The sequence below is a fragment of the Hyphomonas oceanitis SCH89 genome (assembly GCF_000685295.1).
GTDB classification, from domain to species: domain Bacteria; phylum Pseudomonadota; class Alphaproteobacteria; order Caulobacterales; family Hyphomonadaceae; genus Hyphomonas; species Hyphomonas oceanitis.
The window spans coordinates 42832-56620 of sequence record NZ_ARYL01000016.1; the positions used below are offsets into that span (position 1 = coordinate 42832).

Below are 13789 nucleotides of genomic sequence, written 5' to 3' on the forward strand. Positions count from 1 at the left end.
TCAGTATTTCAAGTATCCAAGCGTTGCCCGCTTTACGCGCAGCGACAGAGCCTTGCTGTCTGTTTCGCCTGTTCGCCCTGCCGCATCAATCATGCCTTTGCTCATGGCCACGAGGTCTGCGGCCGCTTGATCAGCGAGAGGATAATCATAGCGACGCAGCAGCGAAGCAACGGCTGCCCGTATTTCATCGCCTATCTGCACGGTTTCGTCGAAGAGGTTCAGCGAATCCTCAAGATAATCCAGGGTTCTTGCAAGCCGCGGACGTGCCAGTTGATGCGCGACCGCCACCTCAATCAGCGCCAGCAGCGTCTCTTCCAGCGGCGCGGAATCAAACTCCAGCGCAACGCGGTTTACATTGTCCATGAGTATACCGCGCTCTCGCAAGGTAAGCTCTGCGAGGATTGCGGCCAGGTTGGGGAAGTACTGGTAGAGCGAACCGATGCTGACGCCTGCGGCCTCCGCGACGGTGTTTGTTGTCACAGCGGTGAGCTCTTCCTTCTCGATAATGCGAGCACTGGCTTCCAGTATGTCATTGAACATCGCCCGAGAGCGTGCCTGCTTCGGGCGTTTGCGAACGCGGTCTGAGGTGGCCTCAATACGAGTTGTCATATGCGAGCTATAACTCGTATTTTTGGGCAAGCAAGTACGGGATACTACCTATGACCACGACCTACACGATCTTTGTCCTGTTAAAGGCGCTACCGGCCTGGTTGCGCCTGCCACGTGATGAGCGCAGCCGCATTGCCGACAGGGCATTCTCCAAGGCGCTGGGCGAGCATGCGATGGCGTTTCGCTATTTTGATGCGGAAGCCTTTTCGGCGCGTGCGAGCGACGTCGCCCTCTTTGAGACAACAGACCTTCGCGCCTATTATTTCGCCATGGAACATCTGCGCGACAGCCCGATCTTCGCCGAACCGTACTTCGAGATCGTCGACATCATCCCTACCATCGAGGACGGGTATCAGGCGTTTGAAGCCGCTGTTGCCTAGGCCGCCCGTGTTTTCGGTCAGTTACGGCTGGTGCGCGGCAGGAACATAAAGAGCCACGTCGCTCAGGGCGCCAATCTGCCCGAGATGCCCGGTAATCTGTGTTCCAACGATATGCGCGTGGGCATGAAGCGTCCGGCCGTCCGGAAGGAAATAGGTGTCTTCAGGGCCGGGGGCGTAGATGCCGACGATCTCTACGGCCACATCCTCTGCGCCGCCCTTCGCGCCGGTCGGTTTCCCGACAGCGCTCCAGCTCGCCTGTGACGCCGTGCCGGTCAGCTTGAACGGAAAGGCCGCGCCGGCTGGGCAACCAGCTGCCTCAGCCGTATCTGTGAGCAGGCTTTCGATGCCCTCAAGGCCTGTCAGGTCCGCGACTGGCTGAACGGCTTTCCAGCCCGCCGGGCTGCTTGCCACCAAAAAGCCAGCGCCCTTTTCTGGCGATACATCATGCGAGAGCGAGACCATGTCACCGCTCTCTGGTGTCGCGATATGAAAGACACCATCCATCAGGGTGAGTTCATCCCGGTACCCAGCCGAGGGGCCATACCCAACGGTCGTGTCACTGATCGGCACGTCGCTGAGTTTGACGCTCTGCGTGAACCCGGGCGCCTTGATCGACGCGCGCGTGCCAAACACCATGATCGGCGTATCGCAGGACATGACAGGGTCGGCGGCCTGTTCCACAGCCGATGGCGAGGTGCAGCTTGCCACGCTGATCGCGGTCATAAGGGCCAGCCTCGCGAAAACGCTCTGGGTAATGGATCGGCTCATATATGCGTTCCTTCTCGGATCGATATCGATCCCTATACCACGCCAGCCTCGCGCCAGGCCTCTTTCGGCCAGCGGCGGTGTTGCCAGAACCATTGGCCCGGCTCGGCGCGGATACAGTCCTCCAGGAACTGGTTGATTCGTGTCACGGTGGAGAGGATGTCTGCCTCGGCATCCCCGGTGTCCTGCGGCAGGAAGGGTTCATGGATTTCCACCCGGAACCGGGCAGGGCCCGTGCGCACGGTCGAGACTGGAACGATCGGCACGCCATATTTCAGCGCCAGCCGCGTCGGCCCCTGCGCCGTCATCGCCTCATGCCCGAACAAAGGCACGGCAACACCCTCACGAAACTTCTGGTCGTTCATCAGGGCAATCGGCGCGCCGCGTGCCAGCGCCCGCATCAGCTCGCGCGTGCCAATGCCCTTCGGCGCGGTCGTGCCAGTGCCATAGTCATGGCGCAGCTTGTTGATGCGCCGGTCGATGTGCGGATTGTTCAGGGCCCGGTAGGTCATCACGGCATGCGGGATGCGCTTGCAGATCGCCGCCGGCATGATTTCCCAATTGGCAAAGTGGCCGGAGATGAACACGGCGCCCTTGCCGCTGGCATTGATTTCATCAAGGCGCTCGACACCGACGACATTCACGCGGCCGCTGGTATACGGGTCGATGGCGGGCAGGTGAGGCAGTTCGCCCGCCGTGCGTCCGGCGCTCTCCCACGCGGCCATCGCCGTGCGCTCTATCTCGGCTTCGGTCCAGTCGGGGAAGGCCAGTTTCAGGTTGCGCCGCATCGTCTTGTGCTGCGACAGCTTGGGCCCGATCTTCTTCAGCAGCCATCCGCAGAAGTCTGACGCCTTGTCCGGCCCCAGCATCTTCATTGGCCACCAGTAGATCACGTCCCAGGCCACGGTCTCCAGCCGCCATTGGACCCGCTGCCAGAAGGAGGCGCGGTTATCGATGTCCTTCGGGCGGACATAGGCGGGGGGCATGTCTGTCATTGGCGTGCAGAGAAGATGATGGCGTCCAGCAGCGCTTCAAGCGCAGGTCTGTCTTCAAATCGTGCTGCGACCGGAAAGGCAAGCACGCGCTTCTGTTCCGCCTGTGGCAGGCGCACATGGTCTTTCGTCGTTGTGATCAGGCGAGCGCCATGCGCCTCGGCCAGTTCGTGCAGGAATTTCAGCTCGCCTTCGCTGTACACATGGTGGTCGGCATAACCGACCGCCTCGTGCAGGTCAGCCCCAGCTGCCTTCAACCCGTCGAAGAACTTGAGCGGTCGTCCAATGCCGGCAAAGGCCACCAACGGCCCGGTCGGCATGACCTTTGTCGGCCCGATCTTCGCGCGCAACACTGGCAGGCCGGATCGGGTCACCGCGTTGGGCACATCGCCGTCGCCCATCAGGATCACGCCATTGGCCCGCGCCAGCCCGTCGCTGACCGGCTCACGCAGCGGGCCTTTGGGCAAGAGGTGGCCATTGCCAAACGGTGCGGCGGCATCAATCACGATGATGGACAGGTCCTTGTAGAGCGACGGGTTCTGGTGGCCGTCATCCATGATGATCACCTGCACGCCGTCGGCCTGCATGGCCTGCGCCGCTTCGACCCGGTCGCGCCCGATCCAGCTCTCGCCGGTCGCGGCCAGCATCAGCGGCTCGTCGCCGACCATTGCAGCCGTGTGTTCGCCCGGAACCACCTTCAGAACACCCTTGGAATCCCCCCCATAGCCCCTCGAAAGGGTCGCGGAACGGACTCCGAATGACCCGAGAACGGTCCGGATAGCCTCAACAACGGGCGTCTTGCCGACGCCCCCGACCGTCAGGTTGCCGACGCAGACGACCGGGATATCCACCCGGACAGGCTCGGCCTTTTCCAGCTTTGTCTGCACGCCCAGCCGGTAGGCAAAGGCCAGTGGTGATAACAGGAGGCGCGTCAGCGGCGCGGCTTCACGGGACTTCGGGTCGAGCCCCGCCGACCAGAAGTGCGGCGCCTTCATTGCAGCAGACCCGGTTCAGGGATGAGTGGCAACAGCGCCTTCAGCGTCTCCACCATGGGCGCATCGGCATGTTCCGCTAGCGCTGTAACAGCTGCAACAGGTGGCGGCGGTGTATTCTGCAGTGCATCGGCCACCCCGGCAGCATCATCGGCCAAGCGTACCAAGCCGCGTTGTTCAAGATCAGCCATCATGCTGGCAAAGTTGTGCACGCGCGGGCCGGTCACGACAGGTTTGGAAAAACGCACGGGTTCCAGGGGGTTATGGCCGCCGACGCCCTCGGCATGACCGCCGCCGAGGTAAACTGCATCGGCCAGCCTCAGCCAAAGGCCCATCTCGCCCATCGTGTCGGCCAGCAACACACGGGTCCGTGTGTTAGGCACTTGTCCTTTGGACCGCCGCGCGAAGGGCAGGCCCCGCGCCCGGATAAGCGCCTCGACCTCATCCCCGCGCTCCGGATGGCGCGGAGCAATAATGATTGCAGATTCGGGTATGTCGGCGACGGCGTCGAGGAACAATGCCTCCTCGCCGTCATGCGTCGAAGCGGCCACAAGGCAGCGTCGGCCGCCGACAAAGCCCTCACGTATCCTCTGGATTTCGAAATCGCTCGCTTGCGGGCCGGGCAGGGCCGATTTCAGGTTACCAGACGAGCGCACATTTTCGCCCAGCAGGCTTCCGAGCCGCTGCGCCGTATCGGTATCTGCAGCAAGAACAACGTCGAAACTGCCAACCAACTTGCGGAACATGCCCTGAAAGCGCTTCCAGCCATCGGCAGAGCCTTGCGTCATGCGCGCATTGACCAGTGCGCGTTTCGCCCCGCTTTTCCCCGCTTCAAAAATCAGGTTCGGCCAGATCTCGCTCTCGCCGAACACGCAAAGGTCAGGCTTCCAATGCGCGATGAAGCGCTTTGCCACGGCGGGCGTATCCAGCGGCGCCATCAGGTGAATTGCTGCGTCCGGCAGGGCAGGGCCCAGCAAGCGGGCAGAGGTCAGCGTCTGGCTCGTGAACACAAGCATCAGGTCCGGACGTGCCGCCACCAGCCGGTGGCCCACTTCGAGTAACAGGCGGCTTTCGCCGACGCTGGCGCCATGCAGCCAGACGAGCCGTCCCTGGCGCCTGTTGGGCATGTTGCGCGCGAGGCGCTCATTCATCCGTCCGTAATCTTCCTTTCCCTTGCCGGCGCGTCGGCGCAGCACGCCCGGCAGGAAGGGCGACAGAAGGCGGGTAATCGCCCGATAGGCATGAAAGGCTAGGGTCATGTTGCGCTCAGCCCTGCCGTGTCCGGAACGGAATAGCCGACCAGCGCTTCAGCGCGGCGCGTTGCGGCGTCCATGCGGCGCTGCAGTTCGGCACGCAGGGCTTCCGGGCTTTCCGACCGTGGTGTTTGCAGCATTTCCCCGAACACGATAGCCCCTTTCGTAAACGGCCAGGGCAGGATGAACCTGTCCCAGCTGTCAAAGCGCTTGGCCGGCCTGCTGGCCAGAGCATAGGGTAGGATAGGCGCGCCCGAGCGCTGCGCAATCATGATGGCACCAAGGCTCACCTCTTCACGAGGACCGCGCGGCCCGTCAGGCGTGATACACACAGCGCCGCCAGATTTCAGCAGTCTCACGGATTCTGCGATCGCACGGGCGCCGCCCTTATCCTTGTTCGCCTTCTTCTTGTTGCCGGCGGATCCTCGGATTGGCTCCAGCCCTAGATGCTTGATGGCGCGGGCCACAGGTTCGCCATCACCGGAGAGAGATATCAGCATGGCACCTTTTGCATCGCGTCCGGGCCAGTCGCGCATGCATTTCATCCAGCCAGAGGGAAGCAGCATTATGCGCGAATGCCAGGCCGCCACAACCACGCCCGGAGCCCTGGCCCAAGCAGCTTTTGCCTCATGTTCGCCTTCGACTGTCCAACGCAAGGTGCGACCGATCATGACCATCCAGAACCAGATCAGGAATCCCAGCAGAATCACGACAGGTTTTGATCGGAACAGTGACTTCATCGCGTCGCTTATACTTTGCTTTGCGCCATGCGCCATGCTGGCAGGCAATGATGACTGACTGATCAGAAATGGTGGGCGATGCAAGGTTCGAACTTGCGACCCCTGCCGTGTGAAGGCAGTGCTCTACCACTGAGCTAATCGCCCCGGTTCCGGGAAACGGGTCCGTAATGCCATGCCCCGCCAACGTCAAGCGCGGAACGCTTTTGTTACCGCTAGCAGGATTATAGTCAGAAATAACTAATGCATGAATGCATGGCTGTATCCCGATAGGCGTCAATTTCACATGCAAAAGCACAATTGCCTTATTTTGGCTTCCGTACCATCATAGTTGGTCGATGAGGGCTAAATCCTAGCTGTGTTTGCTTATTTTTGCGCATGCGAGCAGGTTTCCACATCAAAAAACTCAGCTTCCTATGCGAGATGAACATCTGTTCATAATGAACACCTGTTCATGTTAGATCATTACCTTTCTTTCATCGCGCTAAGCCCTTGAGAAACCCACAGAACATCGTCATCTTGCAATCATAAGCGATGGGCTGATAAGCGGCCCACGACGTAGTCAGAAAGAAGGACAGGCATGTCGAAGTAATTCGACAGTAAAATAATAAGCCTGGAGAGAGTGATATGAAAGACTGGTGTGACGAAGAAGGCGCAAAGCGCCTTTGCGAGAAAATCAATGCCTATTGGGCCGAGCGCGGCTATGAAGTGGACGTCGACCTTGTTGACGCTGGCTTCGTGCCTGCAATGCGGAGTGCCCGCACTGACGTGCGCAGCAACATGGTGAACGGTATGCCCCGTCGTCGTGCAGCTGGCGAAGCAGGCGCAGCGCGCCCCAGCTACCGTCCGCGTGCCGAAGCAACTGCCTAGCCGATAAGGCGAAGCAACGCCGGAACTAGTTCGGAATAGTTGCTGACAACTTCGTCAGCGCCGATTTCATCTTCAGTTTCGGTCTCGTACCCAAATGGAACGAATACGAAGGGCAGCCCGGCATTCCGGGCTGCCCTTTCATCTGTCCGGCTATCACCCACCATGATGGCCCGTGACCGATTGCCGCCTGCACGGTCGACGGTCAAAAGAATATGATCCCCATGTGGTTTGCGATCCGGCACGCTGTCGGCTCCCACGATAGCTGCAAACTTTTCAGAAATTTGCAACGCGTCCAGCAATCGGTCAGTCGAGCGCTGACGCTTGTTGGTGCAGACGGCAAGTATGGCCCCCTCGTCGGTCAGCGCATCTAGCGCATCCAATGCATTTTCGAATGGCCGCGATCCGACCGCGATGTTGGCTTCGTAATAGGCCAGGAACTGATCGAAGAGCGCATCCATGCGGTCTGCGTCTGGTTCAGCGCCTTGTGCCGTCATACCTTTAACGATCATGGCCTTCGCGCCATGGCCAATCATCGTGGAAATCGTTGGAAGGTCGACCGTTTGGAGGCCTGACTCCACCAGGACATGGTTCAACGCGTCCAGCAGGTCAGGCGCGGTGTTTACCAGTGTCCCGTCGAGATCAAATACAATCGTCCAGCCGTCGAACCGCTTTGCCATGCCTGATATGTATTCCCGTCTCGCCACTCGCCTTGAATCGGCCTTTGGTCTAGGCGAAAGGTCTGGGGAAAGCGAGAGGGCCACCTGTGACACATATCGCCAGAGACCGCGCTGCGATCATTCTTGCCGCTGGCAAGGGCACGCGCATGAAGTCAGACCTGCCAAAGGTCATGCATGCCGTTGGCGGCCGACCCATGATCGACTGGTCGATTGACCTGGCCCGTGATGTGGGCTGCTCGAAGATCGTCGTCATCGTGCATCCTTCGCAAACCGTTCTGATCGAACATGTGAGCGCCCTGCTCGGCGAAGGCGCGATTGCCTTCCAGGACCCGCCGCAGGGCACAGGCCATGCCGTGCGCTGTGCAGAAGAGACGCTCGAAGGCTTCGTCGGCGATCTGGTCGTGCTCTATGGCGACAGCCCACTTGTGCCCCCCTCGGCCATTGAAGACCTGTATGCTGCCCTTGAGACCGGCGCCTCGCTCGGCGTGCTCGGCTTTGAAGCCGCCGAACCCGGCCTCTATGGGCGCCTCATTCTCGCCGCTGACGGCGATCTCGACGCCATCGTTGAAGCGCGCGAAGCAAGCGCTGAACAACTCGCTGTGCGCCTCTGCAATTCAGGTGTCATGGCGGGCCGGGCTGAGACCATGTTCCGCCTGCTCGCCAAGGTGACCAACCAGAATGCCAAGGGCGAATATTACCTGACGGACCTTGTCGGCCTTGCCCGCGCTGAGGGCGCCATCTGCAAGGCCGTCCAGTGCGGCGAAGACGATCTCATCGGTTGCGACAGCAAGGCAGACCTTGCGGAGGCCGAAGCGATCTTTCAGTCGCATCGCCGCCTTGAAGCCATGAAGGCGGGCGTGACACTGGTTGCCCCCGAAACCGTCTTCTTTTCCCACGACACGCTCCTTGAAGCCGATGTCGTTGTTGAGCCCAATGTCGTGTTCGGCCCCGGCGTGCATGTCCGCTCCGGCGCCCGCATCCGTGCCTTCAGTCATCTTGAGGGCGCCGATGTGGCCTCTGGCTGCGAGATTGGCCCCTACGCTCGCCTGCGTCCGGGCACCGTTCTCCAGCCCAATGTTCGCATCGGCAATTTCGTCGAGACCAAGAACACGCAGATGGGCGAGGGCGCCAAGGCGAACCATCTGGCCTATCTGGGCGACGGCACGATTGGCGCCAACGTCAACATCGGCGCCGGCACGATCTTCTGCAATTATGATGGCTTCATGAAATATGGCACGATAATCGGGGAGGGTGCCTTCATCGGATCGAACTCCTCCCTTGTTGCGCCTGTCGAGATTGGCAAGGGCGCCATTGTCGGCTCTGGCAGTGTCATCACCAAGGACGTTGAGCCGGATGCCCTCGCCGTCGCACGCGGCCCGCTCATTACGCGCGCAGGCTGGGCGATCAGCTTCCGCACCCGAAAAGGCGCCGAAAAGGCCGCCAGCAAGAAGGACTAGCCGTATGGCCAACGAGCACGAAAAGGAAAATGCCGCCCTGGCAGCGATGGAATATGTCGAAGACGGCATGACCATCGGCCTCGGCACAGGCTCCACCGCAAAGTATTTTGTCGAGATGCTGGCGGACGAGGTTGCCGATGGCCTGCTCGTCAAATGTATTGAGACCAGCGAACAGACCCGCGCGCTCGCCTCCAGCCTCGGCGTGCCACTTATTCCGTTCGAGCAGGTCGAGCGCATCCACCTCACTGTGGATGGCGCCGATGAGGTCGATGCGCAGGGCAACATGATCAAGGGCGGCGGCGCAGCACTGCTGCGCGAGAAGATCATCGCCAATGCCAGCGATCACATGGTGGTGATTGCAGACCCCTCAAAACAGGTCGAGCGCCTTGGTTCATTCCCCTTGCCGGTCGAGGTCACGCCTTTCGGCTACACGATCACGGCGAAGAAGGTCTTTGACGTCCTCTGCGCCGCCGGTGTCGACCGTCCGCGCGTCGAATTGCGCAAGAAGCCGGGCAGCATGGAGATGCTCGTAACAGACGGCGGCAACCACATTCTCGATTGTCATTGCGGCCGCATTCCCGATGCCGAAGCGCTTGCCGCGCGCCTCTCCAATGTGCCGGGTGTTGTCGAGCATGGCCTGTTCATCGGCATCGCCCGCACTGTGATCATCGGCAATGAAAACGGTGCGACTGTCTTTGAATTCTAGGGGCAGGCCCCTACATCTGCTGAAGATTCAAAGGATTGCCCGGCCAGCGCCCTGATGGTGCTGTTAGATGGCCGGCTTCACGCAAGGAATAACCTATGGCCGATACGTCCTACGACTATGATCTCTTCGTCATCGGGGGCGGCTCCGGCGGTGTCCGTGCAGCCCGGCTTGCGGCCCTTACGGGCGCCAAAGTGGCTGTTGCCGAGGAATACCGGATGGGCGGCACCTGCGTCATCCGCGGCTGTGTGCCGAAGAAGTTCATGGTCTATGCGTCGGGCTACGGCAAACATATCGAGCACGCCAAGGGCTATGGCTGGAGCGTCGGTGACGTGTCCTACGACCACGCCGTGTTCGCCTCCGCAATGCATGCCGAGGTCGACCGCCTCTCGGGCATCTATCACCGCAACCTCGCGAATTCCGGCGTCGAGATATTCGAAGAGCGCGCCGAGTTCGTTGATGCGAATACGCTGCGGCTCAAGGCCAGCGGCAGGACCATCACGGCCGCCAAGATCCTTATCGCTGTTGGCGGCCGCCCCTGGATGCCATCGCCGGACGAGTTGCCGGGCGTTGAGCATGCGATCACGTCCAACGAGATTTTCGATCTTGAGACGCTGCCCAAGCACCTGGTCATCGCTGGCGGCGGCTACATCGCCGTCGAGTTCGCGCACGTCTTCGCTGGCCTCGGCGTGAAGACCTGCCTCGTCTATCGTGGCGACACCGTGCTTCGCGGTTTTGACGAGGACGTCCGCATGGCGGTGCATGAAGGCCTGAAGGAAGCCGGCGTGCGGGTCATCACCCAGACCGTGTTCGAGAAGATCGAAAAGGTCGAAGGCGAAGACCTCCCGCTGTGCGTCCATCTCAAGAACGGCCACAACATCAATGCAGATGTGGTCATGATGGCTGTCGGCCGACGCCCAAACACCGAGAGCCTCGGCCTTGAAGCGGCTGGTGTTGCCGTCAGCGATGGCGGCGCCGTCATCGTCGATGAATGGTCAAAGACCAATATTCCAAGCATCTGGGCTGTTGGCGATGTGACCGACCGTGTCGCGCTCACGCCTGTCGCCATCCGCGAAGGCCACGCCTTTGCCGAGACGGAATTCTACGACAAGCCATGGCATTTCGACCATTCCGACATCCCGACAGCCGTCTTCACCCAGCCGGAAGTCGGCACGGTCGGCATGACCGAGGCAGACGCCCGCAAAAAGTACGGCAATGTCGATATCTACAAGACACGCTTCCGGCCGATGAAGAACATGCTGAACGGCGATACCAGCCGCGTCCTCATGAAGCTCGTGGTCAAGCCTGACGATGAGAGAGTGCTCGGCGTCCATATTGTTGGGGATGACGCTGCCGAGATGATTCAGGCCGTAGGGATTGCCATAAAGATGGGCGTGACCAAGCCGGACTTTGACCGCACGTGCGCCCTCCACCCCAGCGTCGCCGAAGAACTGGTCACCATGCGCCAGAAATGGGTGCCGGAAGTCACGTCCAATTCCTGATCGCTGACGGGAAAGCCGCTCAGTCCTCTAGCAGCGCCTGGAGCTCCATCCCGACAGTCTTCAGGCTCTCGCGGATGGATTTCAGGCCGCCGCCACGCCCGGAATGAATGACCAGCTGGCGCCAGGCAGGCTGGCCGTCCTTTGGCGCCTTGACCATCAGGTGACCTGAGCGGGGCAGGGCGGCTTTCAGTAGCGCTTTGGACAGGGGAAAGCCCGCCTTGCCGTCAAACGTGCCATTGCGAGCTTCTGCCTCGAACGATGATTGTTCGCTCCGGCCCACCGCATTGAACATGACGGAGAGCGCAGGCCGCTTGCCTTCTTCCACCTGCTCTTCGATCACCTGGTTCAGCAGGCGAACGCCGCGCAGCGAATAGACATCCGCATGCATCGGCGCCAGCACCCGGTCTGCCGCCTCCAGCGCGCAGCGTGTCAGGAAGGTCGCGTTCGGGTTGGTGTCGAAGACGATCAGGTCATACTCGCTGCGATAATGGTCCACCATTCGCAGGAATTGCGACTTCACTTTCAGGAGCGCGCCGGAATCATTGGCGAAAGCGTATTTCGAAATCTCGAACTGGCCGGAGATCAGGTCCAGCCTTCCGCCGGGACTGCCTTCGCCCATGAGGTCATGCATCAGATCTTTGCGCGGCACCGGCGAGAAAGGCTCTGTCGACAGGGTCAGCCAGCTCTCGCCCGGGCTGGTCGCATCGCGGGCATGTAGTTTCGAGCGTTCAAACAGGGAGATGACAGAGCGATCGGCTGCGGCGCTCGCGTCGGCCTCTTCCATGTCGAAGAAAGTCTGGGTCAGGTTATATTGCGGGTCGAGATCGACCAGCAGCACACGCCCGCCGAGCGCGCCCTGCCACGCGCCAAAAACCTGGCTGGTTACGGTCGTCTTGCCGACACCGCCCTTCAGGTTCATCACCGCCAGTACAGGGCATTTGCGCTTGTAGGCTTTCTGCACTTCATCAACGAGCTGCGTGACGCCATCGGGCAGGGTGGACGACAGCTTCAGATGCGGCTGGACTTCATGCTTGAAGAAGCCGTTCATCCGGGCCTTGTCGATCTGATAGGGGATGAGTCGCAGATTGCGCGCCTTGGCCCGCTCGACATCCTGCCTGACCGTCTTCGACCGCACAGCGCTGGCTGACACGATGACAATCATGGCGAACGCGTCATCGATGGCCTGGTCGGCTTTCGGGCGGTCTTCGGTGTCGTTCGGCGCATACCAGTCGGGTATGGCCGCCATGCGCAGCGCTTCATGGATTTCCAGCAGTTCGTCCAGGTCTCGCGTCGAATGGCTGATATAGACGTGCGACATGGGGCTAGGACAGTCCTTCAGGTGGCGGCGTTGTTCCTACGTTACTAAGGGACTTCGCGTTGATTCCGCCACCTTTCTGCTGTGAAATTATGGTGAAACTTGAGCAACCGAGGTCCATGTGATTTAAGCTGCACTCGAACGGAGCACTTAACATGACATGGACCCCTTCTGATTGGCGGAATCTGCCTGCCAAACACATCCCGTCGGACTATACCGACGCTGCAGCACTGTCTGCAGTTGAGGCACGCCTGAAGGGCTATCCCCCACTTGTGTTTGCTGGCGAGGCCCGGCGCCTGAAACAGCGCCTCGGCGATGTTGCTGCCGGCAAGGCTTTCCTGCTTCAGGGCGGCGATTGCGCTGAGAGCTTCAAGGAGTTCCACCCGGACAATATTCGCGACACATTCCGCGTGATCCTGCAGATGGCGGTCGTGCTGACCTTCGCTGCGGCAAAACCCGTTGTGAAAGTCGGCCGTATTGCCGGCCAGTTCGCGAAGCCGCGCTCGGAGCCGACCGAAACCATTGATGGTGTCACGCTGCCTTCCTATCGCGGTGACAATATCAACGGCATGGATTTCACGCCGGAGTCCCGCAACCCCGATCCGGAACGCCTGATCCAGGCCTATTCGCAATCGGCTGCGACGCTCAACCTCCTGCGCGCTTTCAGCAATGGGGGCTATGCCAGCCTTGCCAACGTCCATCGTTGGATGCTGGGCTTCGTTGACCGCAGTTCGCAGGGCGAACGCTACGAGAAGCTGGCCGATCAGATTTCCAAGTCCCTCGATTTCATGCAGGCCGTCGGCCTCAATGCCGAGACCGTGCCGCAAATGGCGCAGGTGGACTTCTACACAAGCCATGAAGCGCTTTTGCTCGGCTATGAGGAAGCCCTGACCCGCATCGATTCCACGTCGGGCGAATGGTATGACACGTCGGCCCACATGCTGTGGATCGGCCACCGCACCCGCCAGGTCGACCATGCCCATGTGAACTTCTGCAAGGGCATCCGCAACCCGATCGGTATCAAGTGTGGTCCCGGCATGGAGACAGACGAACTGCTTCGCCTGATCGACACGCTGAACCCGCATGACGAGGCCGGCCGCATCACGCTGATCTCACGCTTCGGTTCTGAAGGCGTGGCCAAGGGCCTGCCGCCGCTAGCGCGTGCGCTCAAGAAAAGCGGCCGCACGGTCGTCTGGTCCTGTGACCCGATGCACGGCAACACACTGAAGACCGAGAGCGGCTTCAAGACGCGCCCAGTGGATCGCATCCTCTCGGAAGTCCGCCAGTTCATCGACGTGCTGTCGGCGGAAGGTTGCTATCCCGGCGGCGTGCACTTCGAAATGACAGGCCAGGACGTCACCGAATGTATCGGCGGCGCACAGGCCATTTCCGAAGGCGACCTGTCATCGCGTTACCACACGCATTGTGATCCGCGTCTCAACGGCGAACAGGCCCTCGAGCTTGCATTCCTGATTGCCGAGAAGCTGCAGGACATGAACGTTGCCGAGGCGACCGCCTCGCGCATGGCTGGCTAGAC

At 60.7% G+C, this 13789-nt stretch carries 14 protein-coding genes and 1 tRNA gene; 6 read left to right on the plus strand and 9 right to left on the minus strand.

What is annotated here, in order from left to right; genetic code table 11:
* Positions 1-609 (minus strand): TetR/AcrR family transcriptional regulator, encoded by a 609-nt coding sequence (locus HOC_RS11515; RefSeq protein WP_051624805.1) that lies wholly within the window; start codon positions 607-609, stop codon positions 1-3.
* Positions 610-659: 50 nt separating this feature from the next.
* On the opposite strand from HOC_RS11515, the gene HOC_RS11520 reads away from it, so the two are divergent.
* Positions 660-989, plus strand: a complete 330-nt coding sequence (locus HOC_RS11520) for a darcynin family protein (protein WP_035538686.1) — start codon at positions 660-662, stop codon at positions 987-989.
* A 21-nt stretch (positions 990-1010) separates the two neighbouring features.
* Here the strand turns inward: HOC_RS11520 and HOC_RS11525 are convergent, their stop codons facing one another.
* The 6 genes from HOC_RS11525 to HOC_RS11550 all read right to left on the minus strand — a co-directional run bounded on the left by HOC_RS11525 (position 1011) and on the right by HOC_RS11550 (position 5875).
* Entirely contained in the window at positions 1011-1757 is a 747-nt protein-coding gene (locus HOC_RS11525) for a hypothetical protein (protein WP_035538688.1), read from the minus strand.
* Between the two features lie 32 nt (positions 1758-1789).
* Positions 1790-2749 (minus strand): lysophospholipid acyltransferase family protein, encoded by a 960-nt coding sequence (locus tag HOC_RS11530; RefSeq protein WP_051624806.1) that lies wholly within the window; start codon positions 2747-2749, stop codon positions 1790-1792.
* Positions 2746-3741: a tetraacyldisaccharide 4'-kinase gene (lpxK, locus tag HOC_RS11535; protein WP_035538693.1), complete on the minus strand. Its 996-nt coding sequence runs from the start codon at positions 3739-3741 to the stop codon at positions 2746-2748. Before lpxK ends, HOC_RS11530 begins: the two co-directional genes overlap by 4 nt.
* Positions 3738-4997: a 3-deoxy-D-manno-octulosonic acid transferase gene (locus HOC_RS11540; RefSeq protein WP_035538695.1), complete on the minus strand. Its 1260-nt coding sequence runs from the start codon at positions 4995-4997 to the stop codon at positions 3738-3740. Before HOC_RS11540 ends, lpxK begins: the two co-directional genes overlap by 4 nt.
* A complete protein-coding gene (locus tag HOC_RS11545; protein WP_035538786.1) occupies positions 4994-5731 on the minus strand; it encodes a lysophospholipid acyltransferase family protein in 738 nt (245 codons plus the stop codon). Before HOC_RS11545 ends, HOC_RS11540 begins: the two co-directional genes overlap by 4 nt.
* Before the next feature lie 69 nt (positions 5732-5800).
* Positions 5801-5875 (minus strand) — tRNA-Val (locus tag HOC_RS11550).
* A gap of 480 nt (positions 5876-6355) precedes the next feature.
* Between HOC_RS11550 and HOC_RS11555 the strand changes: the two genes are divergently transcribed.
* Positions 6356-6598, plus strand: a complete 243-nt coding sequence (locus tag HOC_RS11555) for a hypothetical protein (protein WP_034738295.1) — start codon at positions 6356-6358, stop codon at positions 6596-6598.
* Here the strand turns inward: HOC_RS11555 and HOC_RS11560 are convergent.
* Positions 6595-7275 carry an HAD-IA family hydrolase gene (locus HOC_RS11560; protein ID WP_035538699.1) on the minus strand — a complete coding sequence of 227 codons (681 nt, stop codon included), beginning with the start codon at positions 7273-7275 and terminating at the stop codon, positions 6595-6597. The genes HOC_RS11555 and HOC_RS11560 overlap by 4 nt on opposite strands.
* A gap of 86 nt (positions 7276-7361) precedes the next feature.
* On the opposite strand from HOC_RS11560, the gene glmU reads away from it, so the two are divergent.
* From glmU to gor, 3 genes are all read left to right on the plus strand, one after another.
* On the plus strand, positions 7362-8732 hold the full coding sequence (gene glmU, locus HOC_RS11565) for a bifunctional UDP-N-acetylglucosamine diphosphorylase/glucosamine-1-phosphate N-acetyltransferase GlmU (protein WP_035538700.1): 1371 nt from the start codon (positions 7362-7364) through the stop codon (positions 8730-8732).
* 4 nt (positions 8733-8736) lie between these two features.
* Entirely contained in the window at positions 8737-9438 is a 702-nt protein-coding gene (rpiA, locus tag HOC_RS11570; RefSeq protein ID WP_035538701.1) for a ribose-5-phosphate isomerase RpiA, read from the plus strand.
* A 95-nt stretch (positions 9439-9533) separates the two neighbouring features.
* On the plus strand, positions 9534-10937 hold the full coding sequence (gor, locus tag HOC_RS11575; protein WP_035538705.1) for a glutathione-disulfide reductase: 1404 nt from the start codon (positions 9534-9536) through the stop codon (positions 10935-10937).
* 19 nt (positions 10938-10956) lie between these two features.
* Here gor and HOC_RS11580 read toward each other — a convergent pair whose 3' ends face one another.
* Complete coding sequence (locus tag HOC_RS11580) at positions 10957-12255, minus strand: AAA family ATPase (protein WP_035538707.1); 1299 nt, start codon at positions 12253-12255, stop codon at positions 10957-10959.
* 152 nt (positions 12256-12407) lie between these two features.
* On the opposite strand from HOC_RS11580, the gene HOC_RS11585 reads away from it, so the two are divergent.
* The gene (locus HOC_RS11585) at positions 12408-13787 is read left to right on the plus strand and encodes a class II 3-deoxy-7-phosphoheptulonate synthase (protein WP_035538708.1); all 1380 of its coding nucleotides are present in this window, start codon (positions 12408-12410) and stop codon (positions 13785-13787) included.
* Positions 13788-13789: the final 2 nt, after the last annotated feature.